At 66.0% G+C, this 26,434-nt stretch carries 19 protein-coding genes and 2 tRNA genes; 12 read left to right on the top strand and 9 right to left on the bottom strand.

Translation table 11 applies throughout. The annotated features are described in order from the left end of the window. Window positions 1–95: 95 nt before the first annotated feature. Window positions 96–767: a response regulator gene (locus tag AC25ND_RS03570; RefSeq protein ID WP_028690163.1), complete on the top strand. Its 672-nt coding sequence runs from the start codon at window positions 96–98 to the stop codon at window positions 765–767. Next, window positions 760–2,139 carry a sensor histidine kinase gene (locus tag AC25ND_RS03565; RefSeq protein WP_028690162.1) on the top strand — a complete coding sequence of 460 codons (1,380 nt, stop codon included), beginning with the start codon at window positions 760–762 and terminating at the stop codon, window positions 2,137–2,139. The genes AC25ND_RS03570 and AC25ND_RS03565 overlap by 8 nt, the downstream gene beginning before the upstream one ends. A gap of 23 nt (window positions 2,140–2,162) precedes the next feature. Here the strand turns inward: AC25ND_RS03565 and AC25ND_RS03560 are convergent, their stop codons facing one another. Both AC25ND_RS03560 and ygfZ read right to left on the bottom strand, forming a co-directional pair. After that, window positions 2,163–2,969: an HDOD domain-containing protein gene (locus AC25ND_RS03560; protein ID WP_028690161.1), complete on the bottom strand. Its 807-nt coding sequence runs from the start codon at window positions 2,967–2,969 to the stop codon at window positions 2,163–2,165. 55 nt (window positions 2,970–3,024) lie between these two features. Continuing rightward, the gene (gene ygfZ / locus AC25ND_RS03555) at window positions 3,025–3,966 is read right to left on the bottom strand and encodes a CAF17-like 4Fe-4S cluster assembly/insertion protein YgfZ (RefSeq protein ID WP_069016076.1); all 942 of its coding nucleotides are present in this window, start codon (window positions 3,964–3,966) and stop codon (window positions 3,025–3,027) included. A gap of 133 nt (window positions 3,967–4,099) precedes the next feature. Here ygfZ and AC25ND_RS03550 point away from each other — a divergent pair, with 133 nt between their 5' ends. Beyond that, window positions 4,100–4,354, top strand: a complete 255-nt coding sequence (locus tag AC25ND_RS03550; RefSeq protein WP_028690159.1) for an FAD assembly factor SdhE — start codon at window positions 4,100–4,102, stop codon at window positions 4,352–4,354. Next, window positions 4,338–4,790 carry a protein YgfX gene (locus tag AC25ND_RS03545; protein WP_062364157.1) on the top strand — a complete coding sequence of 151 codons (453 nt, stop codon included), beginning with the start codon at window positions 4,338–4,340 and terminating at the stop codon, window positions 4,788–4,790. The genes AC25ND_RS03550 and AC25ND_RS03545 overlap by 17 nt, the downstream gene beginning before the upstream one ends. Window positions 4,791–4,793: 3 nt before the next feature. On the opposite strand, the gene rdgC is transcribed toward AC25ND_RS03545, so the two are convergent. After that, window positions 4,794–5,714 carry a recombination-associated protein RdgC gene (gene rdgC / locus AC25ND_RS03540; protein ID WP_028690157.1) on the bottom strand — a complete coding sequence of 307 codons (921 nt, stop codon included), beginning with the start codon at window positions 5,712–5,714 and terminating at the stop codon, window positions 4,794–4,796. A 216-nt stretch (window positions 5,715–5,930) separates the two neighbouring features. Between rdgC and AC25ND_RS03535 the strand changes: the two genes are divergently transcribed. The 3 genes from AC25ND_RS03535 (at window position 5,931) to AC25ND_RS03525 (ending at window position 7,960) form a co-directional block, all read left to right on the top strand. Further along, window positions 5,931–6,006 (top strand) — tRNA-Val (locus tag AC25ND_RS03535). A gap of 13 nt (window positions 6,007–6,019) precedes the next feature. Further along, window positions 6,020–6,096, top strand: a tRNA-Asp gene (locus AC25ND_RS03530). A gap of 157 nt (window positions 6,097–6,253) precedes the next feature. After that, entirely contained in the window at window positions 6,254–7,960 is a 1,707-nt protein-coding gene (locus AC25ND_RS03525; protein ID WP_028690156.1) for a molecular chaperone HscC, read from the top strand. Here the strand turns inward: AC25ND_RS03525 and AC25ND_RS03520 are convergent. The 3 genes from AC25ND_RS03520 to pcaQ form a co-directional block, all read right to left on the bottom strand. Beyond that, on the bottom strand, window positions 7,954–10,599 hold the full coding sequence (locus AC25ND_RS03520) for a J domain-containing protein (RefSeq protein ID WP_186594343.1): 2,646 nt from the start codon (window positions 10,597–10,599) through the stop codon (window positions 7,954–7,956). The two genes, AC25ND_RS03525 and AC25ND_RS03520, sit on opposite strands and share 7 nt — an antisense overlap. After that, window positions 10,596–11,288 carry a DUF1266 domain-containing protein gene (locus AC25ND_RS03515; RefSeq protein WP_028690154.1) on the bottom strand — a complete coding sequence of 231 codons (693 nt, stop codon included), beginning with the start codon at window positions 11,286–11,288 and terminating at the stop codon, window positions 10,596–10,598. The genes AC25ND_RS03520 and AC25ND_RS03515 overlap by 4 nt, the downstream gene beginning before the upstream one ends. Window positions 11,289–11,351: 63 nt before the next feature. Further along, on the bottom strand, window positions 11,352–12,284 hold the full coding sequence (pcaQ, locus tag AC25ND_RS03510; protein WP_028690153.1) for a pca operon transcription factor PcaQ: 933 nt from the start codon (window positions 12,282–12,284) through the stop codon (window positions 11,352–11,354). 131 nt (window positions 12,285–12,415) lie between these two features. Between pcaQ and AC25ND_RS03505 the strand changes: the two genes are divergently transcribed. From AC25ND_RS03505 to AC25ND_RS03495, 3 genes are read left to right on the top strand one after another with little or no spacing between them, the layout of a single operon-like run. Next, the gene (locus tag AC25ND_RS03505; protein WP_088852658.1) at window positions 12,416–12,841 is read left to right on the top strand and encodes a DcrB-related protein; all 426 of its coding nucleotides are present in this window, start codon (window positions 12,416–12,418) and stop codon (window positions 12,839–12,841) included. 22 nt (window positions 12,842–12,863) lie between these two features. Then, window positions 12,864–17,477: an RHS repeat-associated core domain-containing protein gene (locus AC25ND_RS03500; protein WP_486976110.1), complete on the top strand. Its 4,614-nt coding sequence runs from the start codon at window positions 12,864–12,866 to the stop codon at window positions 17,475–17,477. A 1-nt stretch (window position 17,478) separates the two neighbouring features. Beyond that, window positions 17,479–17,958, top strand: coding sequence for a hypothetical protein (locus AC25ND_RS03495; RefSeq protein ID WP_062364169.1), 480 nt, complete (start codon window positions 17,479–17,481; stop codon window positions 17,956–17,958). Here the strand turns inward: AC25ND_RS03495 and nirD are convergent. The 3 genes from nirD to AC25ND_RS03480 form a co-directional block, all read right to left on the bottom strand. Then, window positions 17,951–18,319, bottom strand: a complete 369-nt coding sequence (nirD, locus tag AC25ND_RS03490; RefSeq protein ID WP_062364171.1) for a nitrite reductase small subunit NirD — start codon at window positions 18,317–18,319, stop codon at window positions 17,951–17,953. The genes AC25ND_RS03495 and nirD overlap by 8 nt on opposite strands. Beyond that, window positions 18,319–20,871 carry a nitrite reductase large subunit NirB gene (gene nirB / locus AC25ND_RS03485; RefSeq protein WP_486976109.1) on the bottom strand — a complete coding sequence of 851 codons (2,553 nt, stop codon included), beginning with the start codon at window positions 20,869–20,871 and terminating at the stop codon, window positions 18,319–18,321. The genes nirD and nirB overlap by 1 nt, the downstream gene beginning before the upstream one ends. 260 nt (window positions 20,872–21,131) lie before the next feature. After that, a complete protein-coding gene (locus AC25ND_RS03480; RefSeq protein ID WP_486976108.1) occupies window positions 21,132–25,112 on the bottom strand; it encodes a bifunctional nitrate reductase/sulfite reductase flavoprotein subunit alpha in 3,981 nt (1,326 codons plus the stop codon). 295 nt (window positions 25,113–25,407) lie between these two features. On the opposite strand from AC25ND_RS03480, the gene AC25ND_RS03475 reads away from it, so the two are divergent. Next, a complete protein-coding gene (locus AC25ND_RS03475; RefSeq protein WP_028690147.1) occupies window positions 25,408–25,611 on the top strand; it encodes a ParD-like family protein in 204 nt (67 codons plus the stop codon). Beyond that, complete coding sequence (gene map, locus AC25ND_RS03470) at window positions 25,608–26,396, top strand: type I methionyl aminopeptidase (RefSeq protein WP_028690146.1); 789 nt, start codon at window positions 25,608–25,610, stop codon at window positions 26,394–26,396. The genes AC25ND_RS03475 and map overlap by 4 nt, the downstream gene beginning before the upstream one ends. The last annotated feature ends 38 nt before the right edge of the window (window positions 26,397–26,434 follow it).

The raw sequence follows: 26,434 nt of genomic DNA, 5'->3' as shown, positions 1-26,434 counted from the left end.
ACCTTTCAGCGTGAAAGGTTTCCGGCGAGGGCTTCACAGCACCCGCCACGGCGTTACACTCCGCGCAAAAAGCCCAGCCGAACAGGGAGAATCCGATGCGTGTGCTGCTGGTCGAAGACCATCTGCAACTGGCCGAAAGCGTGGCCCAGGCCCTCAAGAGCCAGGGCCTGACCGTGGACGTGCTGCATGACGGCGTGGCCGCCGACCTGGCCTTGGCCAGCGAGGACTACGCCGTGGCGGTGCTGGATGTCGGCCTGCCGCGGCTGGACGGTTTCGAGGTGCTGGCGCGTCTGCGCGGGCGCGGCAAGACCCTGCCGGTGCTGATGCTCACCGCCCGCAGCGATGTGAAGGACCGCGTGCACGGCCTGAACCTCGGCGCCGACGACTACCTGGCCAAGCCCTTCGAGCTGACCGAGCTGGAAGCGCGGGTCAAGGCCCTGCTGCGTCGCAGCGTGCTTGGTGGAGAGCGCCAGCAGCGCTGCGGCCCGCTGGTCTACGACCTGGATACCCGGCGCTTCAGCCTGGGCAGCGAGCCGCTGACCTTGACCCAGCGCGAGCAGAGCGTGCTAGAGGCGCTGATCGCTCGCCCTGGTCGGGTGATGAGCAAGGAACAGCTGGCGGCCCAGGTGTTCGGCCTTGACGAGGAGGCCAGCCCCGACGCCATCGAGATCTACATCCACCGCCTGCGCAAGAAGCTCGACGGCCACCCGGTGGCCATCGTCACCTTCCGTGGCCTGGGCTACCTGCTCGAGCACCGCGATGCGTGACAACGGCAGCCTGCGCGGGCGCTTGCTGGGCAACCTGGCGCTGTTGCTGGTGGTGCTGATGCTGGCCAGCGGCCTGAGCGCCTACTGGAACGGTCGCGAAGCCGCTGACACCGCCTATGACCGGACCCTGCTGGCGTCGGCGCGGACCATCGCCGCCGGCCTGTCGCAGCGCGACGGCACCCTCAGCGCCGACGTGCCCTATGTGGCCCTGGATACGTTCGCCTACGACAGCGCCGGGCGCATCTACTACCAGGTGCTGGACATTCACCAGAAGCTGATTTCCGGCTACGAGAACCTGCCGCCTCCGCCTGCGGGCACGCCGCGCACCGACGATTATCCGGCGCTGGCGCGCTTCTACAACGCCACCTACCTGGGCCAGGACGTGCGCGTGGTCAGCCTGCTCAAGGCGGTGAGCGAACCGAACATGAACGGCATGGCCGAGATCCGCGTGGCCGAGACCGAGGAGGCGCGGGTGCGCATGGCCCGCGGATTGATGGCCGACACCCTGCTGCGCCTGGGCATGCTGGCCTTCGGCGCGCTGGTGATGGTGTGGTTCGCGGTGAGTGCCGCGCTGCGCCCGCTGGAGCGCTTGCGCACGGCGGTGGAGGAGCGCCAGCCGGACGACCTGCGCGCCTTGCCGGTGGTCCAGGTGCAGCGTGAACTGGGGCCGCTGGTGCGCGGGCTCAATCACTTCACCGAGCGCTTGCGGGGCCAGTTCGAACGCCAGGCGCAGTTCATCGCCGACGCCGCCCACGAACTGCGCACGCCGCTGGCGGCGCTAAAGGCGCGGGTGGAACTGGGCCTGCGCTCACGGGAGCCGGACGAATGGCGCAAGACCCTCGAAGCCGCCGCCCAGGGCACGGACCGGCTCACCCACCTGGCCAACCAATTGCTGTCGTTGGCGCGGGTGGAGAACGGCGCCCGCGCCATCGCCGAGGGCGGCGCCCAGCGCCTGGACCTGAGCCAGCTGGCCCGTGAACTGGGCATGGCCATGGCGCCCCTGGCCCATGCCCGCGGCGTCGCCTTGGCGCTGGAGGCCGAGGCGCCGGTGTGGCTAAAGGGCGAGCCGACCCTGCTCAACGAACTGCTCAGCAACCTGGTGGACAACGCCCTTGCCCACACCCCGCCCGGCGGCGATGTGGTCCTGCGGGTATTGGCGCCGGCCGTGCTCGAAGTCGAGGACGACGGGCCGGGGATTCCCGAGGACGAGCGTGAGCGGGTGTTCGAGCGCTTCTACCGACGCAGCGCCCAGGGCAGCGGCCTGGGGTTGGCGATCGTCGGCGAGATCTGCCGGGCGCATCTGGCGCAGATCAGCCTGCACGACGGCGAGCGGGGCGGGCTGAAGGTGCGGGTGAGTTTTATCGCGGACTGAAGGTCATCGTGGGGCCTGTCGATTCAGCGCAGCATGCCCCGCGCATCCAGCAGCTCGGTGATATCCAGCTCGGTGCCGTAGGGCAGGCCCAGGTGGCGGTAGGCGGGCAGGGCGGCCAGCGGTCGGCTGCGCTCGCGCTGGCTGATGCAGCGGGCGATCTGCACGATGTCGATGTAGTCGATCTGGTCGGTGCGCCGGTCCAGGTCCTGCACCTGGCTGGGCACGTTGACCAACTGCTCGGGGAATTCCCAGGCGCTGAGGATCTTGTCGCCCAGTACCGGCTGGATCTGCTCAATGACGAAATGCAGGCAGATCGGGTCGGAGAGCAGCTCGTTGTGCTCCTCGGCATAGATCAGCACCGGTAGGGCGCCGATCTGGTGCACCAGGCCGCCGAGGGTGGCCTGGTCGGGCTTGAGCTGGGTGTAGCGGCGGCACAGTTCATAGCTGATGCCCGCGACTTCCAGGCTGTTGGCCCAGATATCCCGCAGCTTGTGTTCCACCGCCGGAGCGCGGGCATGGAAGATCTGCTCGATCACCAGGCCGATGGCCAGGTTGCAGCTGTAGTTGATGCCCAGGCGGGTGATGGCGGTGTGCAGGTCGGTGACTTCGACGGCGGCGCGCATCAGCGGGCTGTTGACCACCTTGATCAGGCGGGCCGACAGCGCGGCGTCGCGGCCGATCACCTTGCTCAGGGCGGAAACGCTAATCTCGCTGTCTTCGGCGGCTTCGCGGATGCTCAGGGCGACTTCCGGCAGGGTCGGCAGGACCAGGTCGTCCCGGTCGATGGCGGCGAGCAGTTGCGCTTGGACCTTCTCGGCCAGCTTGTTCATGGACTTCTCTACGGCAAAGGTGGTGCAGCCCCGGCATGTCGCCGGGGCGGGCTGGTCAGCGCTGGATTTCCCGGTCGCGGTCCAGTTCGTAAGGCAGGTCGAGCAGCGACAGGCGCGGGCCTTCGAGGCTGCCCAGGTGCAGGTTGTCGTCCGCCACCGCCTCGGCGCTGAGCACGGCCAGCAGTTCGACGGCGCTGCCGGTGCTGGCCCCGATCACCACTTCGCCGACCGACGAGCCGTGGGTCGGCGAGAAGATCTCGGCGCCCGGCTGGGGTACCGCTGTCTCGGCCAGCGCCAGGCGATATTGCCGGCGCTTGAGCTTGCCCAGGTACTGCATGCGGGCGACGATTTCCTGGCCGGTGTAGCAACCTTTCTTGAAGCTCACGCCATCGACGGCCTGCAGGTTGATCATCTGCGGGATGAACAGCTCTCGGGTCGGGCCCATGACCTGGCCGATGCCGGCGCGGACCTGGCCCAGCAGCCAGTCGTTGAGCGTGCCCTCGGGCAGCGAGGCGGCCAGTTTCTGGGTAACGGCGGCGGCCTGCTCGGCAGGCGCCCACAGTTCGACACGGCCGGCCGAAGCGCGGACGGCGATCAGACCCTCATGACGGGCGGTCGCGCCGGCCTCTTCCGCCACGGACAGGCTCAGCGCCTGCAGGGCGGCGTCGCCCTGCTGCAGGCCGAAGCGCGTCCAGGCGGCGCTGTCGTCACTCAGCGTGGCCTTGGAGAACACCGCGTATTTCTTCAGGTCGGCCAGTTGCGCCTCGAGCAGCTCGCTGGCCATGGCCAACAGGTAGCCATTGCCCTCGGGCAGGATACGGAAGCTCGACTGCATGCGGCCCTTGACCATGCAGCGGGCGCCAAGGCTCGCGTGCTCGTCGTTGAGGTAACCGATGTTGCAGGTCAGCTGACCTTGCAGGAACTTGCCGGCGTCGGAGCCGCGGACGGCGAGGATGCCCTCATGGGAGAGGGTACAGAAGAAAGCGGAATCGGCCATGGGTCATCGCGGTAGCTAAAGACTGGCGGCCATCATAGAACGCCGGTAACAAAATAGGTAGGTGACTAGACCAACGCCTTGTGCCGCTTCGTTCGCTGCGCGGTATACTGCGCGACCACTCGAGGAGGGCCCCATGGTCGAACAAACTGAACTCAACCGGCTTTTCTGGCACAGCCGTCGCGGCATGCTGGAACTGGACGTGCTGCTGGTCCCTTTCACCCAGGAGGTCTACCCAAGCCTGAGCGAAGCCGACCGCGAGCTGTACCGTCGCCTGCTGACCTGCGAGGATCAGGACATGTTCGGCTGGTTCATGGAGCGCAGCGAGTCCGAGGATCCGGAACTGCAGCGCATGGTCCGCATCATCCTGGACCGTGTCCAGCCCAAGTGAAGTTTTCGAGTGCCGTTGGCAAGGCTCGCGCCTGCTGCTGACGGCCTACCTCGCCAGCCTGGCGCTGGCACTGCTTACCCTCGCGCTGATGGCGCTGCCCGGGTGGCTGCGCGGCCTGTTGGCCGTCGTCTGTCTTGCCCACGCCTGCTGGGCTATTCCCCGGCGCGTCCTGCTCACCCACCCCGAGGCCATCACCGGCCTGCGCCGCGACCTGCGTGGCTGGCACCTCTATAGCCGCGCCCAGGGCTGGCAGCCGGCGCGCCTGTGCCGAGACAGCGTCGCCCTGCCGGCCATGGTGGTGTTGCGGTTCGTGCGCAAGGGGCGCAGGTTCAGCCAGAGCCAGTGCATCCCCAGGGACGCACTGGATCGTGAGGCGCACCGGCGACTGCGGGTGCGCCTGAAGTTCAGCCGGCGCCGCTGGGCCGCGCCGGCCTGACCCTCACACCCCCTGCGGGATCTCTTCGCCGCCCAGGGCTTCGAACAGCACCGGCAGGAACTCGGTGAAGGTCATCATCATCAGCTGGAAGCTGGCGTCGAACTGTTGCTGGGCCTCGTCGCCGCCATCCTGTTCGGCCTGCTCCTGCAGCAGCTCCTCGAACTTCAGGCGCTTGATCACCATCTTGTCGTCGAGCACGAACGACAGCTTGTCCTGCCAGGCCAGGGCCAGCTGGGTGACCAGCTTGCCGGTGCTCAGGTGCAGCTGGATTTCCTCGCTGGTCAGGTCCTGGCGTTTGCAACGCACGATGCCGCCGTCCTCGGCGGTGTCGCGCAGCTCGCACTCGTCGAGAACGAAGAAGCCTTCGGCGGCCTGCTGCGACTTGACCCAGTCGGTCATGGTCGCGCTTGGCGCGATCTTCACGGTGGCCGGGCGCACCGGCAGCGAGCCGATCACTTCACGCAGGGTCGACAGCAGGTCTTCGGCGCGCTTGGCGCTGGCCGAGTTGACCAGGATCATGCCCAGGCGCGGGGCGATGGCGGCGAAGATCATCGAGCGGCGGATGAAGGCGCGCGGCAGGAAGGCCTGGATGATCTCGTCCTTGATCTGGTCGCGTTCCTTTTTATAGACCTTGCGCATCTGCTCGGTCTCGATCTCCTCGACCTTCTCCTTGACCGCGTCGTTGACCACGCTGCTGGGCAGGATGCGTTCTTCCTTGCGTGCGGCGATCAGCATGAACTCGCCACTGACGTGAACCAGGGGCGCGTCCTCGCCCTTGCCGAACGGCGCGACGAAACCGTAGGTGGTCAGTTCCTGGCTGGCGCAGGGGCGGGCCGGCTTGCTGGCCAGGGCGGCCTCCAGCGCCTCGGCCTCGAACGGTACTTCCTGGGTCAGGCGATAGGACAGCAGGTTCTTGAACCACATGAGGGGGAATCTCTCCTTAATACATAAGGCGGGCATTATTCTCCGAGGGGCGCTTCCAGGCCAACCCTGTCATAGGGCCAGCAGTCCTATATAGAGGAAGAAAATCGCGGCGCGGCTAGGTCTTTGAAAGGCCTGGAATTTTTTTTCAAAAAATTTGAAAAAAGTGCTTGCCAGGGTAGGAGGTCCTCCGTAGAATGCGCGCCACACCGAGACGAAGGGTGATTAGCTCAGCCGGGAGAGCATCTGCCTTACAAGCAGAGGGTCGGCGGTTCGATCCCGTCATCACCCACCACTCGATGTATAGCGCGGCGGTAGTTCAGTCGGTTAGAATACCGGCCTGTCACGCCGGGGGTCGCGGGTTCGAGTCCCGTCCGCCGCGCCATATTTAGCTTCCAGGGCCCACTGAACACCCGGAAGCAACAGAGAAAGCGACCTTAGGGTCGCTTTTTTTGTTTCTGGCATTACGCCAGAATGCCCCTGTCCGCCGCATGTGGCCAGCAGGCCCCGCGTCGGTTCCTATCGCAAGCCAGAGACCGATCATGCAGGATGCCAGCCTCTCCAACCCCCCCACCTATTCCACGCCACTGCTCGGTATCGACCTCGGCACCACCAATAGCCTGATTGCCGTCTGGCAGGACGGCGAAGCTCGGCTGATCCCTAATGCCGTGGGTGAAGTGCTCACCCCCTCGGTGGTCAGTGTCGATGACGACGGCTCGATCCTGGTCGGCCAGGCTGCCCGGTCGCGATTGACCACGCACCCCGAGCGCACCGCGGCGGCGTTCAAGCGCTTCATGGGTAGCGACAAGCGCTATGCGCTAGGCGAGCATCGATTCACGCCTGAAGAATTGTCGGCACTGGTGCTGGGCGCATTGAAGCAGGATGCCGAGGCGCACCTGGGCTGCGCGGTCAGCGAGGCGGTGATTTCGGTACCGGCGTATTTCAGCGACGAGCAGCGCAAGCGCACGGTCTTCGCCGCCGAGCTGGCCGGGCTGAAGGTCCAGCGGCTGATCAACGAGCCGACCGCCGCGGCCATGGCCTATGGCCTGCATGAGCAGAAGTTCGAGCGCACCCTGGTGTTCGACCTGGGCGGCGGCACCTTCGATGTCACCGTGCTGGAGTACGCCTTGCCGCTGATCGAGGTGCATGCCTCCACCGGTGACAATTACCTGGGCGGCGAGGATTTTACCGAGGCGTTGTTGCAGGCCTGCCTGCGCGATTGGAACCTCAAGGCCGAGGACCTGGCCCCCCAGGCCCTGGCCAGCCTGCATGACGCCATCGAACAGCTCAAGCGCGAGGCGGGCGAGGGCAGCCGCGTGCTGGACTGGCACGATGGCGCGCAGCCCCGCGAGTGGCGGCTGGACGACCTCAAGCTGCAGGCGATCTGGGCGCCTTTGCTGACCCGGGTGCGTGCGCCCATCGAGCAGGCCCTGCGCGATGCCCGGTTGAGCCCGCGCGAGCTGGACAGCCTGGTGCTGGTCGGTGGCGCCACGCGCATGCCGCAGGTGCAGCAACTGGTGGCCAAGCTGTTCGGACGCTTGCCGTACCGGCACCTGGACCCGGACACCATTGTCGCCCTCGGCGCCGCCAGCCAGGCCGCCTGCAAGGCCCGCGACGCGGCCATCGACGAACTGATTCTGACCGATGTCTGCCCCTACACCCTCGGTGTGGCCTCGTCCCGGGGCGACGACGTCACCGGAGCGTTCTCGCCGATCATCGAGCGCAACACGGTGATCCCTACCTCGAAGGTGCAGCGCTTCTACAGCAGCCACCCAGAGCAGAAGTTCGTGCGCATCGCCGTGTACCAGGGCGAGCGGCCGTGGGTGCGGGACAACATCCTGGTGGACAGTTTCGAGGTCCCGTTGCAGCCGACCGGTGAAATCCAGTCGCTGGACGTGCGCTTCAGCTACGACATCAACGGTTTGCTGGAAGTGGATGTGACCTTCCTCGAAAGCGGCCAGAAGCACAGCCACAGCATCGACCGCAGCCCCGCCGGGCTGGATGCCGAGGCGCGCCTGGCGAGCGAGGAGCGCTTAGCGCGGCTGAAGATCCACCCGCGTGACACGCTGCCCAACCGCACCCTGCTGGCCCGTCTGGAGCGGGCCTGGATGCAGAGCCTGGGCGACGAGCGCGAGCTGATCGGCAGTTGGCTGGACGCCTTCAACGCTGTGCTAGCCGGGCAACAGGCCGCTGAGATCAGCCGTGAGCGCCAGGCGTTGAGCCAGGCGCTTGACGAGCTGCGCTACTGACCGTTCAGCCGCCGCAGGGTAGCCTGCAGGCTGTCATCGAGCAGCGCTTGCTGGCCCGGTTGCGAGCCGTAGCGGTTCGGCAGCCGGTCACCGGGCAGCAACAGCAGCAACAGCGGTAGTACCGGTAGCACCCTGCTCAGCACGAGCAGCAGGATCAGCGCCGGGATACCCTGGCCAAGGTCGCGCAGGCGCCTGAGGAAGGCACTGATCAGCAGCAGCACCGTGACCAGCATCAACACTGGCAGTGTGAGCATCATGCTGGCGCAGAGGGCGGCGGCCGCTAGGTTCAAGGCAAACCCTGAGCGGTTCAGGCGGCTGTTGAGTTTCCACACGGCCCAGAATTTCGCGGGAGGGTGCTGCAGGGCATTGCGCAACATGCGCTCGCTCCACGACAGCACGGCCATGATTGCACAGCGCAAGCCCAGGTCCTGCTGCGGGTCGTCCTTGATCTTCTGCAAGGCGCGCAAGGCGCGGATCTTCGGCGGCGCGCAATCGTTGTACAGGCTGTCCAGGGCGTCGAGCACATCATTGAACGCACGGCTGTCGACGCCGTGGGCATGGGCGAGTTCGGCCGGTGGATGCTTGGTCTTGCCTTGCAGCAGGCCGCTGCGCAGTGCCTCGAACCATTCATCCTGCGGCGCCAGCGCATCCAGGCGCTGGCGCAGGCGTTCACGTTGCTCGGTGTCCAGGGAGCGGTCATGGTGCAGCACGGCGCAAAACAGCAGATAGCCCAGAGGATGGTCGTTGCCCAGGCTGCCATCGTCATGCTCCAGGCAGGCCAGCAATTGCGCTGCACCGGGTAGGCGCGTGCTGCTCAGGGCTTGTTGCAGGGTCAGCAACCGCGCTGAAACCATCGCCTGTACAGGGTCGCGGGTATCCAGGCTGCCAAGCAGGCCACTGCTGCCGTCAGGGCTGGGCAGTTGTTGGCAGAGCAGGGCGTGCAACGGGGCGAACGGATGCCCGGACGGGTAGTGCAACTGGCTCGGCAGGGTCGGGTCGATCAGCGCCAGCCAGCGTGACGGTTGCTCCAGCAGGGCAAGCATGAACAAGTGCTGGCGGTGCCAGTTCCACAGCGCGTCACCCTCGGGCATGGCCGGCAACAGTACGCCGGTCTCGGCGAGCGTGTCCTGCAGTTGCAGGGCGAACGGCGTGGTGAACAGGCGGCGCATGTCAAACCGCACATTCAGGGCATGCAGGGCGTGGGCCGGGTATACCCGCATGCGCCGCAGCCATTCGCGACAGACCGGGCGAATGGCGTCCTCGGTCAAGGCCTCGGGCAGCTCCGCCCCCGGGGCTTCGCTGGCGCAGAAATCCACCAGCACCTTGACCACCGGGGCCTGTTCAAGCCAGTGCAACTGCTGGCTGGCCTGGCGCTGGAAGCCTTCGAGGATCAGCGCGTCGAGGGCATCTTCGGCAAGCGGCTGGGCGAGCACCTGGCGCAGCAGACCGGCTTCCCCGCGTTGCAGCGCCCAGGCCTGCCAGTAGAGGCGGTGCAGGTCGTGGTCCTGCGGGTCCTGCAGCAGCCAGGCGAGCAGCGGCAGTTCGTCGTCGCCGTCCAGCCGCCAGTCGATGTAGGTCGCGGCGATGCCTTGCAGCTCCAGGCGCGAGGCTTCGGACCAGCGCGCCAGGGTCTGCGGGGACTGCCCGGGGCTGCCCCAGTTCTGCGCGGGGTCGTCCAGCTCGGCGGGCCAGCCGGCCGGGGTGTGCAGGCGGTCAAAGGCCTGGATCAGCAACGGCAGGCGCTGGGGCTGGTGGCGGGCGCAGAGGTCGATCAGCCAGCGTTCGGCCTGTGGGTGCTGGTGTTCGCGATACAGCCGCAACCAGCAGTCCAGGGCCTGTTGCTCGGCGCCCAGGGCATCGGCCTGGCGCGCCAGCAGGTAGAGCAGGTCGGCATCGTCCGGGGCCTGTTGCTGGCGCGTCTTGAGCATTTCGTGGAAGGTCCGGCTGGGGATACCGGCCTGGCTGAACTGCACCAGCAGGCGTTGCACCAAGGCCGGGTCATCCGGCATGGCCAGGCAGGTATGCACACCGGCGAACTGCTCGTACTCGAACAGTGGACGCTGCTGGTAGCAGTACTCGAGGCTGCGGAAATACCACAGGCTTTCCATCTGCGCGCTGGCCGGCCAGTCGCGCATGCAGGCGGTGTCGAAGGGGTCGGGCTGTTCCAGGCGGTCGAGGAAAGCTTCCACTTCGTGGCGCTCGTCCAGGCGCAGCAGCTGCTCGGCCCAGCCCAGGCGCCGTGCCAGCAGGCCCGCGCAGTGGTGGGACAACGGTCCGCAGTCGCGCAGGGTGTGCAGCAGTTGCCAGCTGAGGTCGTCCAGTTCATCCAGCGGCAACTCGTCCAGTTCGGCGATAAAACGCTGCCAGGCTTGTGGGTCGAAGCGCTTGGACGGCTCCTCGAGCAGGGTGTGGAACTGCTTGAGGGCTGGATGGGGGGCATTTTCTTCGCGTGTTGGCTCAACCTCGCTGGGCGCCTGCTCGCGGGCCAGGCGCAGGGCTTCCTCGTAGGCTGCCCGCAGTGCCTGGAACCCTTCGGGATCGGTTTCCGGGTGGTGCGAGGGCAGGCGGCCGCGATAGGCCAGGCGGATGGCGTCCATGTCCTGGGTCGGTTCGATTCCCAGGCGAATCCAGCAACTCATGACCAGCAGTCCTCTTCCAGCGTGGTGGGTCGTGCGGGCTCGGGCAGGGGCATGTCCCAGGGCAGTCCGGCCAGCAGGTCATGGGCGCCGAGGCGCAGGTTGAGCACGATGCAGCGGTTCCAGTGCTCGCAGCCCTGGCGCTCGAGGTTGGCGGCTAGGGTCTCGTCGCTGCTGTCGCTGGCATTCCACAGCGCCTTGCCGAACAGGTAGCCGGCCAGGTAGCCGTCCCAGCGGTTGTAGTAATGGCGGGCGCGCAGGGCCAGGCGGTAGTGCAGATAGAGGCTTTCGTCGCGATCGATCAGGCCTTTCTTGACGCCGGCGCGCAGCAGGAAACCCATGCGCCCCAGGTCCCAGGCCCGGGTGCCGCCCGGGCCGCAGTCGGGGAAGGTGCGGGCAGCGTACTCATGGCGGATGCGCTCGCGTGGGGGCAGGGTGTCGAGCAGCGCCTGCCACTGGCTGGGCAGGCAGCGCTGGTACTGCCAGTAGGCCTCGCTCATCTCGGTGGCGTGGCCGTTGTCGGCCATGCTGAGCATGTCCAGCAACTGGGCGCGGTTGCTGATGCCCCACCAGCGCTCAAGGTCGGTCTGGTCTTCGCCCTCGAAATAGTCGGGTGCGGTATAGCTGGCGCCGTTGAGGGCGGCCATGGGGGCGGAGAGAGCATGCAGCCAGTGCTGCGCGGTTTCGTCCATGAAAGGAGTCCTGGAGGTGCTGGGAACTGGCGGGGATTGTATAGGAAGTTTCCTGCCGGGTTCTCAGGGATAGGTCCCGAGTCGATAGGCCTCGGCCACCTCGCGGAGCACTTCGCACACCCATTGCGCCGGCAGGCTCTGGGGCAGCGCCGCATTGCGGCAGATGCCCACCGACCCGCCCGGCTCGAGCACGCCCAGGTCGAGCTCGGCCAGCTCGCCACGCCCGAGGTCGATCAGCACGGCGTCCCGTGGCGCCACCCAGACCGCCTCGCTGCCCAGCACATAGCGCCTGCTCAGGGCCAGCGACAGGGTTTCCAGGCGCTGCGCCGGCAGCGGGATCGCGCATTGCACGAACAGGCTGTCGGCATGCTGGCGAATGGTCGTCCCCGGCGGCGGCAGCACCAGCGGGTAATCACCGACCTGCCTGCGCTCGACGGGCCGCTGCGCCAAAAGCGGGTGCCCCGGCCGCACCACCAGGGTCATCGACTCGCTGTACAGGTGCTCGAACGACAACCCTTGGATCTGCGGGCTGTCGGTCATTCGCCCGACCACCAGTTCCAGTTCCCCCAGATGCAACTGACCGAGCAATTGGGCACTGGCCCCGGTCACCACGCTGATCAGCAACGCCTCGTGGCGTTGATGCAGGCGGCACAACACCTCGGGCATCAGCAGCCCTTCGACCGTCGACAGCACGCCGATGCGCACCTGCGACGGTGCCCGCGCCTCGCCGCGCACACTGCAGACCCCGTCGCGCAACGCCTGCACGCTGGGGCCGGCGTAGCGCATGAAGCGGGTGCCGGCTGGGGTCAGGGTAACGCCGTTGTGACCACGCTCGAACAGGCGTGCCTCGAGCAGGTCCTCCAGTTCCTTGAGGGTCTTGGAGATCGCTGGCTGGCTGATCGCAAGCACGTCAGCGGCCCTGGCCAGGCTGCCCTGCCGGGCAATCTCCAGGAAGCACAGGAGGTGACGGAACTTTATGCGGGTATCGAGGTTCATGCCCGGCAGTGTATCCGTGCGGGCCAGACCTGCAACGTCTGGGTGATCTTCGTCACTCGGCGACGGTTCCTCCCTTGCAGGCAAAGCCCTGAACCTTTAGCGTGTGCCGCTTCGATGCATGGAGCAGCGCTATGGCCGCCTACCTGACCCAGGACCTGGTCCTTGAACTGGGCGATGAAACGCCCGAAGACACCACCATGAACATGCTGACCTTCCGTCAGCGTGGCACCACCCTGGTGATCGCTCGCAGTCCGCTGGCTGCCGGGCAGACGCTGGAGGCGCTTTACCTGCAGCAACTGGCGCAGTTGCGTGAACGCCTGGGGGCGATCATCAGCGAACCACAGCCGGTCAGCGCAGGCGTCGATCGTGGCATCCACGGCCTGGAAGTCAGCCTGCAATTCAAGCGCGGCGAAGTGGTCTCGTACCAGCGTCAGTTGGCTTACGCGCCAAGCGGGCAGGCCCGTTTCGTGGCGGTCAGCTATAGCAAGGAAACACCGCTGGAGGCGGTCGATCTCGCCCATTGGGAAGCCCTCAAGGCAGGATTGCGGCTGAACTGACCCGGGCACAAGGAAGTGGTTCATGGGCGATAGCCTGCATGCCGCCCGCGAGGGCGATCTCATATTGCATCCGCCGTTGATGGCCGAGCTGGTCAGCGGGCTGACCGAAGCGGTGATCTATGCCGCCGCTACTGCGGCGGTCGCGGCGGCGATCGGCGGTGCCGTGGTGGCCGTGGTTGGCACAGGTGGGGCCGCCGCCACGCTCACACCATTGATCGCCGGTGCCCTGGTCGGTGCCGCCGCTATGTTGCCTGCTGGCGAAGACAAGAGCATAGGCGAGCACATTTCCGATCTGAGCAGTTGGGTCGGCAATTCGATGTTTCCCCCCGAACCCTACGGTGCGATCGACAGCGGATCATCCAACACCCGCATCAATGGCATGCCTGCAGCCCGCGCGGCAGGGACCGTCACGGGTGCCAGTGAGGCCGAACCCTCCGCCGAGGCACCCTCGATACTGGAAAACATCGGTAACTACGCGATGATGGGCGCATCGCTGATGCTGCCGGTCATCGGGCTGGCTCAGGAAATCAACAGCATCTTCAATCCCCCAGTCGCCACCCCGGCGAATCCTGGCACCCAACCTGCCGAACTGGACACCGTCAAGTGCAGCAAGCACCCGGTCCCCAACTTCGTCGCGCAAGGGTCGGACAAGGTTTTCATCAATGGCCATCCTGCGGCCAGGGTCGGGGACAAGAGCACCTGCGACGGTCCCATCGGCATGACCTTCTCGCCCAATGTGCGGGTTGGAGGTGGCACGGTGACCGTGCGAGACATCCGCGACGGCAAGAGCGCAGCGGCAAAGATCATTGGCCTGGTCGCCGGCATGCTGCTGGCAAGGCGCGTCAAGAGCCGCTCGCGGCCACGCAACGCACCCAAGCCCCGTTCCCGTATTCCTGGCTGCAAGGGACACCCGGTGCTGGTCGCCACCGGCAGCAAACGGCTCGATGGCCCCGAGGACCTGGACTTCAGCCTGCCCGGCCTGCTGGCCATCGATTGGTCGCGTCGTTATGACAGCAACGACCTGCGCGACGATGGTCTGTTGGGCAAGGGCTGGAGCCTGCCCTACGAAGTGCGTCTGGAACGGGTGCCTCATCCGCAAGGTGGCGAGCTGTGGATCTATGTCGACGAAGACGGCAGTCGCATCGAGTTGGGCCGCATGGTGCCCGGCAGCGCGCTGCTCAGTACCTTGGACGGTGTTGCCATTTTCCATCAGGACGATGGCATCACGGTGGTGGAGGACATCTATAGCGGCCAGTACCAGGTGTTCAAGACCGATCCGACAGCACACAGCCGGTCGCGCCTCGTGCAACTTGGCGATCGCAACCTCAACCGCCTTGAACTGCTGTATGACGACCAAGGGCGCTTGCAATTGCTGGTCGATGCCTTCGGTCGCACTGCCGTGCAGTTGCGCCACGACAACCAGTATGGGCGCCGAGTGCGCGAGGTGTGGCGGCTACAGTTGGCCCCAGGCGATGCGTTCGAGATCGCTGACCAGCAGTTGCTGGTCAGCTACCGCTACACCCAGGCCGGTCAGCTAGCCGAGGTACGCGATGCCAGCGGGCAAACGGTACGCCGTTTCACCTACACCGCAGCGGGGTGCATGGCGAGCCAGACTCTCGCCAGCGGTGTCGTCCATCACTATGAATGGGCCAGCCTGGCGGTACCGCCAGACGGAGTGGCCTCGCGTGGGGGCTGGCCACGGGACCTACCGGCACCGCTCGAGGCGCAGCCCACACACCAGTGGCGAGTGATGCGCCACCACAGCGATAGCGCAGAGGACTATCACTTCGACTACGACCTGGCTCAGGGCCTGACCCGGGTTCGCGACAGCCTGGGGCGGGAGGAGTCGTTCCATTGGGGGCCGCACTATGAGATCCATCGGTATGTCGATGCCCTGGGCAACCTCTGGCAGGAGACCTTCCAGCAGGGGCAGTTGATCGCCAGTACCGAGCCCGATGGCAGCCAGTGGTGCTACAGCTACGACGGTGCAGGCCGCCTTGTCTGTAGCCAGGACCCGCTCGGGCGCAGTGAAAGCATTGCCTATGGCGAACATTGGGCACTGCCGCTGAGCATCGTGTCGCCTGGCGGCGCAAGCTTGCGCATGCAGTACGATTGCCAAGGCAATGTGCTCAGTGAAACCGATGCCCTGGGTAATACCACAGGTTACCGCTACGACGATCGCGGGCGACTGCTGGCCATCACCGACGCGCATGGCCGACAACGCCGGTTCACATGGAATGACCGTGGCCAGTTGCTCAGCTACCGCGACTGTTCCGGCCATGTCACGCATTATCGCTACACCGAGCGCGGTGAGCTGGCGGAGTCTGTCAATCCGCGGGGCGAGCGTAGCCGCCACCGCTACGATGTGCGCGGCTACCTGATCGAAAGCCAGGGGGCCGACGGGCGCACCGATCATTATCAGGTCAACGCCGCCGGGCAGTTGACCCGCCATATCGATGGCGCCGGGCGCACCACCCACTGGCATTTCGACTCCAGCGGTCGCCTGTTGCAACGTATCGACCCCATGGGGGCGGCGCTGAGTCTGAGTTACGATGCCTATGGCCGACTGCAGGCGCTGGTGAACGAGAACGGCGAACGCTATCGCTTTGAATGGGATGCGCTGGACCGCGCGCTCACCCAGCAGAACCTCGATGGTGGTGGCTACGCCTATACCTACGACCACCGGGGCAACGTGACGTGTATCGCCCACCACCCGATCCCGGATCAGGCTCACGACACGGCCATACAGATCCATCAGCTTGAGCACGATGCCGTTGGTCGCTTGCTACGCAAGCACACCACCGATGGTTGCACCGAATACGTCCACGACGAGGGCGACAACCTGCTGTCGGTGACATTCACCGATAAGCAGGGCAATGCCCGGCGACTGGCGTTCAGCTATGACCGCATGGGCCGCCTGCTGAGCGAGACCAGCGCTGCCGGTACCTTGGGTTATGCGCATGACGAGTTGAATAACCTGCAGAGCCTGACCCTGCCCGATCAACGCCGGATAAACCACCTGTATTACGGCAGCGGCCACCTGCATCAGCTCAATCTCGACGGGCGGGTGATCTGCGATTTCGAGCGCGACAGCTTGCATGACGAAGTGCTGCGCACCCAGGGCCAGTTGCAGACCCGCACCCGCTATGACAGCTGTGGGCGCCTGCAACAGAGGGCGATCCATTACCGGGACGCCTCGAGCATGACGCTGGCGTTGTTGCAAAAGGACTATCGCTATGACGACGGCGACAACCTGGTCTGCGAAACCTTTACCCAGACCCAGCGACCCGGCACACAGAATCCGGCCCAGCAAGAGCATGCGCTGCGCTTCCACAGTGCTGGCCTCGGCAATGGCAGCTGCCAGGGCTCGGTGACCTACGACTATGGGCCGAGCCAACGCATCTATGGTGTGACCCGCCGCCTGGCGCTGGGAGATGTGCCGATCGTCGAGCATTATGGGTACGACCGCGCTGGTAACCTGATCGAGGGCTACCAGCCCAAGGCTCATGTGCGGCACAACCGGGTCACGGTCCATCAGGACAAACGCTACCGCTACGATGGTTTCGGCCGCATGGTCGAGAAGCGCAGCGGCAGCCGGCTGTTACAGCGCTTCGAGTACGATGCCGAGCATCGGCTGGTCCGCGTAAACCAGCAACGCGGCACCGTGCACGAGCGCATTGAGTTCAGCTACGACCCACTGGGGCGGCGCATCGGCAAGCGCCTCTACCGCAGCGGCCATGAGCAACCCGTCAGTCGCACCGACTTCCTCTGGCAGGGCCTGCGTTTACTGCAGGAGGTGCAGGACGGCAAATCGAGCCTGTACCTGTATGCCGACCCTGGCAGCCACGAGCCGCTGGCGCGTATCGACGGCGCACCTGGCCAGGAAGTGGTGCAGTACTTCCACACCAACATTGCCGGGCTGCCCGAGCAACTGACCGACGCACAGGGCAATTCAGTCTGGTACAGCGACTACCTGTTGTGGGGCCGCAGCCGCGAAGAGTGGCACGCGCCCGACCAAAACCGCCAGCAGAACCTGCGTATGCAGGGGCAGTACCTTGACCGCGAGACTGGCCTGCACTACAACACGTTCCGCTATTACGACCCGGACATCGGCCGCTTCACCCAGCAGGACCCGTTGGGGCTGGAAGGCAGCATCAACCTGTATGCCTATGCTCCCAATCCACTGACCTGGATCGACCCGCTGGGCTTGTCGGAATGTTCGCTTCTCGACCGTATCATCCAAGACGCCAACAAGGTCGCTTCACCCGGTGGCGAAGTGACCGCGCGGCAGGCCCAGATCCTGCGCGGCAACCTGCCGGTGGTGCAGCGGCGCAACGCGGCGCAGAACCAGGCGATGCGCAAGGAGTTCGTGAAAACCGAGAAAGGCCTGATCAAACAGTGGGAAAAGAACACCAACCGGACCTGGCCAGACGGCGCCACGGCCCACCATGTGATTCCATTGGAAAGCGGTGGCGCCAACAAATGGTGGAACCTGATGCCGACCCACGGCACGCTGCCCAACCATTCGTTGCCCGGTATCCCCGGCCCGCATGCCGCCGGTGGTGTACTTCGCACCACCATCCAGCAAGGTCGCAAGGCATTGCCACCCAAGACCATCACCGATTTGAGGCTGTAACATGATCGACCTGGAACACACGCTCGAACAGATCGGGCAGACTCGATTCTTCGGCAATCTGGGCAAGCCTGACATCCAGGATCCGCAGGTGATTCTCATCGCCTCGGTCGAGGCGGTGTTCGTGACCCCCTCGGACCAGGCGTTCCAGGGCTTGTACGATGCCACTCAATGGCTCCCCACCTCGGCGGGCGAAGACGATCCGTACTACCCGCGGCAAGAGACGACCAAAGTGCTGAGCGAGCAGCGCATGGCGCTGAACAGGGCAGTGATGGCCGCCACCCGCACGCTCGACAAGGCGCCGTTCATCTGCCGCCCGCACGACTTCAGCGAGGCCGCTCGCGGCGGCGCGGCCTTCGCGTTCCGTCAGTACGCCACCGAGCAGTTCTTCGGTCTGGGCGATCACTGGCGTCGGGTGGTCGACCTGTACCTGGCCGGGCACTGGCCGGTTGGGCATGCTCCCGGCAAACTGATTGTCATCTGAGTCTTTGTCCCAGTTCGACCGTCATACCACGGATACGCCCTGGCCACACCGGCAAGCGCTGTGTCGGATCTTCCAGGCAGTTGCCGTTTTGCAGGCAGAAATGTTGCTTGTACAGCGGCGCCGCTACCACAACGGTTGCGCCCAGGCTGCCCACCAACCCACGCCCGATGATGTTCGCGCCCGAGCGTGGGTCACGGTTGCCGACGGCGTACAGCTCCCGCCCTTGTCCCGGCAGGTAGAACAACGCCACCTGCTCACCCTCGTGCCACACCACCACCCCGGAGTCGGCGACCAGGTCGCTGGCCTGGCACACCATCTGCCAGCGGATTTCACTGGCTGAAACCGTGTTGGACAGGTTCATCACATTGCCTCCTCGTGGGTGGGAATCAGCTGAAGCGGCGCAGCGGGTCGGCGTTGGCCACGCTCGCGCACGAAATGCACATCCGGATCGGCGCGCTGGTCGTTGACGAAAGTGCGGAAGCGCTTGAGCTTTTCCGGATCGCCCAGGGCGTTGGCCCATTCGCACTCGTAGCGCTCGACCACCTGCTGCATCTGCGCTTCGAGTTCGGCTGCCAGGCCCAGGCTGTCGTCGATCACCACCTGCTTGAGGTAGTCGAGCCCGCCTTCGAGGCCCTCGCGCCACACCGAGGTGCGCTGCAGCTTGTCGGCGGTGCGGATGTAGAACATCAGCACGCGGTCGATCAGCCGTACCAGGGTCTCGTCGTCCAGGTCGGTGGCGAACAGCTCGGCGTGGCGCGGGCGCATGCCGCCGTTACCGCATACGTACAGGTTCCAGCCCTTGTCGGTGGCGATCACGCCGATGTCCTTGCTTTGCGCCTCGGCGCATTCGCGGGTGCAGCCGGATACCGCGAACTTGAGCTTGTGCGGCGCGCGCAGGCCCTTGTAGCGATCCTCCAGGCGCAGCGCCATGGCCACGCTGTCCTGCACGCCATAGCGGCACCAGGTGCTGCCCACGCAGGATTTCACCGTGCGCGTCGACTTGCCATAGGCGTGCCCGGTCTCGAAGCCGGCAGCGATCAACTCGCCCCAGATCAGCGGCAGTTCGTGCAGCTGGGCCCCGAACAGATCGATGCGCTGGCCGCCGGTGATCTTGGTGTAGAGGTCGTATTTCTGCGCCACCTGGCCGATCACGATCAGCTTCTGCGGGGTGATTTCGCCGCCGGGAATGCGCGGCACCACGGAGTAGGTGCCGTTTTTCTGCATGTTGGCCATGAAGGTGTCGTTGGTGTCCTGCAACGGTACCAGCGCCGGGTCCATGATCGGCTGGTTCCAGCATGAAGCGAGGATGTTGCCCACCGCCGGTTTGCAGATGTCGCAACCCACGTGACCTTTGCCGTGGCGTTCGAGCAGTTCGCCGAAGGTGCGGATACCCTCCACCCGCACCAGCCCGTAGAGCTCCTGGCGGGTGTAGGCGAAGTGCTCGCACAGGCTCTTGTCGAGCGTCACGCCACGGGCGGTCAGCTCATGCTCGAAGACCTGCTTGAGCAGGGCAGCGCAGCCACCGCAGCCGCTGGCGGCCTTGGTGCAGCCCTTGACGGCGGCAAGGTCGCCGCAACCACTGTCGATGGCGGCGCACACCGCGCCCTTGCTGACGTTGTGGCAGGAGCAGATGGTCGCGCTGTCGGGCAGCGCATCAGCGCCCAGGGTCGGCGCGCCACTTCCTTGCGGCAGGATCAGCGATGCCGGATCGGTCGGCAGGGCGATGCCGTTCTGGGCGTACTGCAGCAGGGTGTCGTAGTAGCTGTTGTCGCCCACCAGCACCGCGCCGAGCACGTGCTTGCCACTGGCATCCACCACCAGCCGGCGGTAGGCGCTGTTGGCCTCGTCGATGAAGCGGTAGCTGCGTGAACCGGGCGTGGCGCCGTGGGCATCGCCGATCGAGCCGACATCCACGCCCAGCAGCTTGAGCTTGGTCGACATGTCGGCGCCGGTGAAATCGTCCGCCGTCTCGCCCAGCAGCCGCGCGGCCAGGTTGCGCGCCATGGCGTAGCCGGGGGCGACCAGGCCGAACACGCTGCCGTTCCACGACGCGCACTCGCCGATGGCGAAGATCCGTGGATCGCTGGTCTTGCACTGGCTGTCGATCACCACGCCGCCGCGCGCGGCGATCTCCAGGCCACAGGCCCGGCCCAGGGCGTCCTGTGGGCGGATGCCGGCGGAAAAGACAATCAGATCGGTCTCCAGGTGTTCGCCACCGTCGAAGTTCATCCGGTAGCGGTACTGCTCGCCAGCGCTGATCGACTGGGTCGCGCGGGACAGGTGCACGCCCACGCCCAGGGCCTCGATCCGCGCCTTGAGCGCCGCGCCGCCTTCGCTGTCCAGCTGTACCGGCATCAGGCGTGGGGCGAACTCCACTACATGCGCCTCCAGGCCCAGGGACTTCAGGGCGTTGGCTGCCTCGAGGCCGAGCAGGCCGCCGCCCACCACCACGCCACGGCGGGCATCTGCGGCGGCGGCGCGGATCGCATCGAGGTCCTCGAGGGTGCGGTAAACCAGGCGGGCATTGCCGCTGGAACCTTCGATTGGCGGCACGAACGGATAGGAACCGGTGGCCAGGATCAACTGGTCATAGCCCAGGCGGCCCTCGGCGGTGACCAGCTCCCGGCGCTCGCGATCGATGTCCAGCACCGCCTCGCCCAGGTGCAGGTGCACGCCGTGGCGGCTGTAGTAGTCCGGGGCGCACAGGGCCAGGGTCTCGGCGCAGCTACCGGTAAAATACTCCGACAGGTGCACCCGGTCGTAGGCGCGCTGGCGCTCCTGGCCGAACACATGCAGCTCGAAGTGTGCCGTGGCGCCGCGTTCGATCAGCTGCTCGACGCAGTGATGGCCAACCATGCCATTGCCGACGATGACCAGTCGTGCTCGTTGTGCCCCGTTCGCTGTTGCCTGCATAGCCGATCCTCGATCACGGAAAACGAAAAAGGCGCCTGGAGCCGAAGCTCCAGGCGCCTTTGCCTGTACTCATCAGTGTGAGGCCCCTGTTGACCGCCGTTGGTCGTTGGGGCTGTTGTGCATTGCTTGAAGCAGGGAGCGTGCCAGGCTCCCTTTAATTGCGGGGCAAGCCCGCTTTCACAAGGGTTACAGCTTTGGGCATGTGCTGGCCAGGTGGTGCGGGCGCACAAGCAGGGTGCAGCCCTCACCACCGTGGTGCATCAATACACATCCCGCCGGTAGCGCTTGTCCCGTCCCAAACCTTCGACATAGGCCGCTGCCGCGGTCTCGTCCAGGCCGCCGTGCTGCGCCACCACCTGGCGCAAGGCCGCATCCACATCCCGGGCCATGCGCTGGGCATCGCCGCAGACATACACATGCGCGCCGTCCTGCAGCCAGCGCCACAGTTCGGCGCCCTGTTCCAGCAGGCGTTGCTGCACATAGATCTTCTCCGGCTGGTCGCGGGAGAACGCGGTGCTCAGGCGTACATGGCCCTGCGCTTCCCAGGCCAGCAACTGTTCGCGATAGTAGAAGTCGTGTGCCTCGTGCTGCTCGCCGAAGAACAGCCAGTTGCGGCCAGGCGCTGCACGTGCCTGGCGCTCTTCGAGGAAAGCCCGGAAGGGCGCGATGCCGGTGCCGGGGCCGATCATGACGATGGGCGTGCCGTCGTCGTCGGGCAGGCGGAAGTGTTTGGATGGTTGGGCAAAGATGGCCACTTCGACGTCCGCCGCACGATCAGCGAGAAAGGCCGAGCAGACCCCCTTGCGTTCGCCGTAGCGCACCGTGGACACCGTCAGGTGCACCTGCCCCGGATGCGTCTTGGGGCTTGAGCTGATCGAGTACAGCCGTGGCTGAAGGGGCTTGAGCAGTTCCAGCCAGCGGGCCAGTGGCCATTGCCGGGGAAACTCGCGCAGCACATCGACCAGTTGCCGGCCCCACAGCCAGTCCTTGAGCGCGGCCTTGCATTCAGGCTGCAACAGCTGTTGCAGAACTGGCGTGTTTTCGCTGAACGCTTCGAGCTGTCGTGGCGTGACACGGGTAATGTCCAGCTGCCGCTCCAGCGCCAGGCTCAGGGGCATCGGTTTCTGGCCTTCAAGCTCGACCACGGCCTGGCCATCGAGCTGCATCAGGCCAAGCAGTTCCTCGACCAGCGCCGGGCAGTTGCGCGGCCACACGCCCAGCGCATCGCCGGGCTGGTAGTCCAGGCCGCTACCCGCCAGGTCGAACACCAGCTGACGGGTCTCCTTGGTCGAACCTGGGCCATTGAGCAGGCGGTTCTCCACCAGGCGTGCAGGCCATGGCTGGTTTCTGCCGTGAGGCTCGGCAGTCGGTGGCGCCGGCGTAGCCACCGTGTTTGTGCCAAGGGCCAGCAGCAGGGCCTCGAGCCACGTACTGAATGCAGCCTCGAAGTCCGGTTCGCACTCGACCCGCTCCAGCAGGCGCTGGCCGCCCAGTTCCGCCAGGCGCTGGTCGAGCTTGCGGCCAAAGCCGCAGAACTGGTCGTAGCTGGAGTCGCCCAGGGCCAGCACCGCGTAGGGCAGATTGGCGCAATCGGTTTCGCCCGCACCCTGCAGGGCCTGCCAGAATGCGGCGCCACTGTCCGGAGCATCGCCGTCACCGAAGGTGCTGGCAATCAGCAGTACGCTGGCGCAGCCGTGCAATTGCGCCGGGCTGACGCTTTCCATGCTGCTGAGCTCCACCATCAGCCCCGCCTCGCGCAGGCCTTGGGCGCAGCGTTCGGCCAGCGCCTCACCGTTGCCGGTCTGCGAGGCCCACAACACGCGATGGCAAGGTACTGCCGCCTGTGCTTGGGGCTGGGCGAACAGCCCCGCCAGCAGGCCATCGACGAACAGGCGCCGGGCCGGCGCCAATGGTGCGGTGGCCGGGAGGCTTGGCACACCCTCGGCGCGTGTCTGTTGCAGGCCAAGCAGGAAACCTTGCAGGTAATGGCGCTCCTCTTCGGCAAGCACCGGAGCAGGTTGTGTCTCCAGGCCCAGCAGGCGGGCGAGGGTGGCGGTCGGCATGGGGACGGGCTCCGCAGGAATGGTGACGTCCAGGTCGAGGACCTCGATGCGTTCACCCGCGACCCGTTCGAGGGTCACGGCGCAGTACTTGAAGGCCGGTTGCAGCGAGGTGGGGTCGACGGCGTCGCAGGTCACCGCGTTGATCGCCAACTGCTCGCCGTACAGGTCATTCCAGTGGAATGGCGCGAAGCAGCCGCCGGGCAACACCCGGTCGCTGAGGCGGGCCGGCAGCAGCGCCTGGCCTCGACGTGAACGGATCGCCACCTGGTCCTTGTCGCCGATGCCCAGGCGCCGGGCATCGGCGGGGTGGATCTCGACGAAGGGGCCGGGGTCGAGGCGGTTCAGGCTTGGGACCTTGCCGGTCTTGGTCAAGGTGTGCCACTGATGTTGCACGCGGCCGGTGTTGAGGATGAAGGGGTAGGCATCGTCCGGCAACTCGGCCGGCGCCAGCCAGGGTCGGGCATGAAAACGCGCCTTGCCGCTGGTAGTCGGAAAGCTCAGCGCCGCTGGCTGGCCGTCTGCGTCGTTGCGATAGCGCAGCGGGCTGCGGTTATCCTCGCGCCCCGGCGCGCAGGGCCACTGCCGGGGGCTGTCGCGCAGCCCGGCATAGTCGATGCCGCGCAGGTCGTAGCCGGTGTCCGGGTTATGGAAGCGGCGGATCTCTTCGAACACCGCCTCGGCGTCGGGGTAGTCGAAGGCATGCGCGTAGCCCAGGGCACAGGCGATGCGCGCGATCAGGCGCCAGTCCTCCAGGCTCTCGCCAGGCGGCTCGACGGCGCGTGGCATCAAGGTCAGGTTGCGCTCACTGTTGATCATCACCCCCTCGCCCTCGGCCCACAGCGCCGCGGGCAGGAGGATGTCGGCGTAGCGGTTGGTCTCGGTGTCGAGGAAGGCGTCCTGGCTGATCACCAGGTGCGCCTGGTTCAGGCCGTCGATCACCTGCTGGCGGTTGGCGACGCTGGCCACCGGGTTGCTGCAGATGATCCAGCAGGCCTTCACTTCGCCGTTCTTGAGCTGTTCGAACAGCGCCACCGCGCCTTCGCCGCCCTCGCTGCGCAATGTGCCGGGCGCCAGCTGCCACTGCCGCTCGACGAAGGCGCGGTCCGCCGCCACCTGCGCCGAACGCTGGCCCGGCAGGCCCGGTCCCATGTAGCCCATCTCGCGGCCGCCCATGGCGTTGGGCTGGCCGGTCAGCGAAAACGGCCCGCTGCCGGGGCGGCAGATGGCGCCGGTGGCCAGGTGCAGGTTACACAGGGCATTTGTGTGCCAGGTGCCGTGGATGCTCTGGTTCAGGCCCATGGTCCAGCAGCTCATCCATTCGCCGGCCTCACCGATCAGGAGGGCGGCTTCGTGGAGGTCGGCCTCGTCCAACCCGGTGATGGCCGCGACCCGTTCCGGGGTGTAGTCCGCGAGAAACGCCGGCAGGTCCTCCCAGCCCTCGGTGTGGCGGGCGATGAAATCCGCGTCGGTGTGGCCGTTGACATGCAGCAGGTAAAGAAGGCCATTGAGCAGCGCGAGATCGGTGCCCGGGCGCAGTTGCAGGAACAGGTCGGCCTTGTCGGCGGTGGCACTGCGCCGGGGATCGACGACGATCAGCCTGGCCCCGGCCTTGAGCCGGTCGCGCAGGCGCAGGAACAGGATCGGGTGGCAGTCTGCCATGTTCGCGCCGATCACCAGGAACACCTCGGCGCGTTCGAAGTCCTGGTAGCTGCCCGTCGGTCCGTCGGCACCCAGTGACTGCTTGTAGCCGCTGCCGGCACTGGCCATGCACAGGCGCGAGTTGGATTCGATATGACGGGTGCGGATGAAGCCCTTGGCCAGCTTGTTGGCCAGGTACTGGGCTTCCAGTGACATCTGTCCGGACACGTACAAGGCCACGGCATCCGCGCCATGGGTGTCGATGATCGCGCGCAACCGCGCGGCGGCTTCGCTGATGGCCATGTCCAGGCTGCAACGCGCCGGCTGCTGGCTGCGCTGGTCGCGCACGAAGGCGTGGGTCATGCGCCCGGCCTGTAGCGGCACATGGGCGCTCAGGCCCTTGGTGCACAGGCGACCGAAGTTGCTCGGGTGCTGCTTGTCGCCACTGACCTTGACCACCTTGGCATCGCTCACGTGCATGACGATGCCGCAGCCGACCCCGCAATACGGGCAAACACTGCGCACTTGGCTGTCGCTCATCGGCAATCTCCTGCTGACGAAACGACAAAGGCGCCGGCTGCCCGGCCTGCAAGCGGCAAGCGGGGCAACACGGCGCCTTCGTCGTGATGAAAGGGACCATCGGCGTTGATGGTCGCGATGGCAACCAGGCAGCAAATCCCGGGCCATGTCATCGCGGGTCAAGCCCGCTCACAGGTTCGATGGTTAGCTTGGCAAAGGCGTGCACCAATACGGGGAACCACGCACCAACGGATGGCGCGTGCATACGGGCGGATATATGATTCGCGTACGTTTCATATATGCGAGTAACTACACCATGGGTATCGTCAAGATCTGCGACGACCTCCACGAAGACCTGCGCGTGGCCAGCGCCGCGCTGTCGCGTTCGATCAACGCCCAGGCCGAGCACTGGATCCGCCTCGGCATGCTGGCCGAACTGCACCCGCAAGCCACCTATCAGGAACTGCTGCGCCAGTTGCTGCGCCAGGAGCAGGCCAACCTCAAGGCGCTTCTGCAATGAGCAAGGTCATCCTCAAGGACGCCGCCGAGCTCGAGCTGATGCGCCGCGCAGGCCAACTGCTGGCCCGGGTGTTTGCCGACCTCGACGGTTTCATCCGCCCCGGAGTGACCACCATGCAGATCAACGACCGCGCCGAGGCCTTCATCGTCGAAACCCTCAAGGCCCGACCGGCGAGCAAGGGCCAGTACGGTTTCCCCTATTCACTGAACACCTCGGTGGACCATGTGGTCTGCCATGGCATGCCCAAGGCCGACGAGGTGTTGAAGGAAGGCTCGATCGTCAATGTCGATATCACCTTGGAGCAGGGCGGCTACATTGCCGACTCGTCGAAGATGTACGGCATCGGTCAGATCGGCGACCAGGCCCGGCGCCTGGTCGATACCACCTATGCCGCATTGTGGAAGGGCATCGAGCAGGTGCGCCCCGGCGCGACGCTCGGTGATATCGGTCATGCCATCCAGGTCCACGCCGAGGCCGCTGGCTACAGCGTGGTGCGCGAATACTGCGGGCATGGCATCGGCAGGCAGATGCACGAGGCACCGGAGGTGCTGCACTACGGCCAGCGCGGCATGGGCATGAAGCTGCAACCGGGGATGGTGTTCACCATCGAGCCGATGATCAACCAGGGTGGGCGTGGGACCCGTGGTCTGCGCGATGGCTGGACGGTGATCACTCGCGATCACACGCTGTCGGCGCAATGGGAGCACACGGTGGCCGTGACCGAGAGCGGATTCGAGGTGCTGACCTTGCGTGAGGAAGAGCGGCAGGCTGCAAAGGGTTCCTAAGCACGGATGCCTGGGTCATGGTGCAGCCCGTCATCGGA

This window comes from Pseudomonas sp. P110(2024) (genome assembly GCF_057480795.1).
Note: the sequence above shows the minus strand (reverse complement) of the source record. Positions and strands in the feature narration are given on the sequence as shown.

What these genes read in the sequence shown, in the direction of transcription:
- AC25ND_RS03560 (WP_028690161.1), bottom strand. Translation starts at nt 2,969, where the DNA reads ATGAACAAGCTGGCCGAGAAGGTCCAAGCGCAACTGCTCGCCGCCATC.
- AC25ND_RS03550 (WP_028690159.1), top strand. Translation starts at nt 4,100, where the DNA reads ATGGTCGAACAAACTGAACTCAACCGGCTTTTCTGGCACAGCCGTCGC.
- AC25ND_RS03500 (WP_486976110.1), top strand. Translation starts at nt 12,864, where the DNA reads ATGGGCGATAGCCTGCATGCCGCCCGCGAGGGCGATCTCATATTGCAT.
- rdgC (WP_028690157.1), bottom strand. Translation starts at nt 5,714, where the DNA reads ATGTGGTTCAAGAACCTGCTGTCCTATCGCCTGACCCAGGAAGTACCG.
- ygfZ (WP_069016076.1), bottom strand. Translation starts at nt 3,966, where the DNA reads ATGGCCGATTCCGCTTTCTTCTGTACCCTCTCCCATGAGGGCATCCTC.
- AC25ND_RS03495 (WP_062364169.1), top strand. Translation starts at nt 17,479, where the DNA reads ATGATCGACCTGGAACACACGCTCGAACAGATCGGGCAGACTCGATTC.
- AC25ND_RS03505 (WP_088852658.1), top strand. Translation starts at nt 12,416, where the DNA reads ATGGCCGCCTACCTGACCCAGGACCTGGTCCTTGAACTGGGCGATGAA.
- AC25ND_RS03480 (WP_486976108.1), bottom strand. Translation starts at nt 25,112, where the DNA reads ATGAGCGACAGCCAAGTGCGCAGTGTTTGCCCGTATTGCGGGGTCGGC.
- AC25ND_RS03515 (WP_028690154.1), bottom strand. Translation starts at nt 11,288, where the DNA reads ATGGACGAAACCGCGCAGCACTGGCTGCATGCTCTCTCCGCCCCCATG.
- pcaQ (WP_028690153.1), bottom strand. Translation starts at nt 12,284, where the DNA reads ATGAACCTCGATACCCGCATAAAGTTCCGTCACCTCCTGTGCTTCCTG.
- nirD (WP_062364171.1), bottom strand. Translation starts at nt 18,319, where the DNA reads ATGAACCTGTCCAACACGGTTTCAGCCAGTGAAATCCGCTGGCAGATG.
- nirB (WP_486976109.1), bottom strand. Translation starts at nt 20,871, where the DNA reads ATGCAGGCAACAGCGAACGGGGCACAACGAGCACGACTGGTCATCGTC.
- AC25ND_RS03565 (WP_028690162.1), top strand. Translation starts at nt 760, where the DNA reads ATGCGTGACAACGGCAGCCTGCGCGGGCGCTTGCTGGGCAACCTGGCG.
- AC25ND_RS03570 (WP_028690163.1), top strand. Translation starts at nt 96, where the DNA reads ATGCGTGTGCTGCTGGTCGAAGACCATCTGCAACTGGCCGAAAGCGTG.
- AC25ND_RS03475 (WP_028690147.1), top strand. Translation starts at nt 25,408, where the DNA reads ATGGGTATCGTCAAGATCTGCGACGACCTCCACGAAGACCTGCGCGTG.
- AC25ND_RS03525 (WP_028690156.1), top strand. Translation starts at nt 6,254, where the DNA reads ATGCAGGATGCCAGCCTCTCCAACCCCCCCACCTATTCCACGCCACTG.
- AC25ND_RS03520 (WP_186594343.1), bottom strand. Translation starts at nt 10,599, where the DNA reads ATGAGTTGCTGGATTCGCCTGGGAATCGAACCGACCCAGGACATGGAC.
- map (WP_028690146.1), top strand. Translation starts at nt 25,608, where the DNA reads ATGAGCAAGGTCATCCTCAAGGACGCCGCCGAGCTCGAGCTGATGCGC.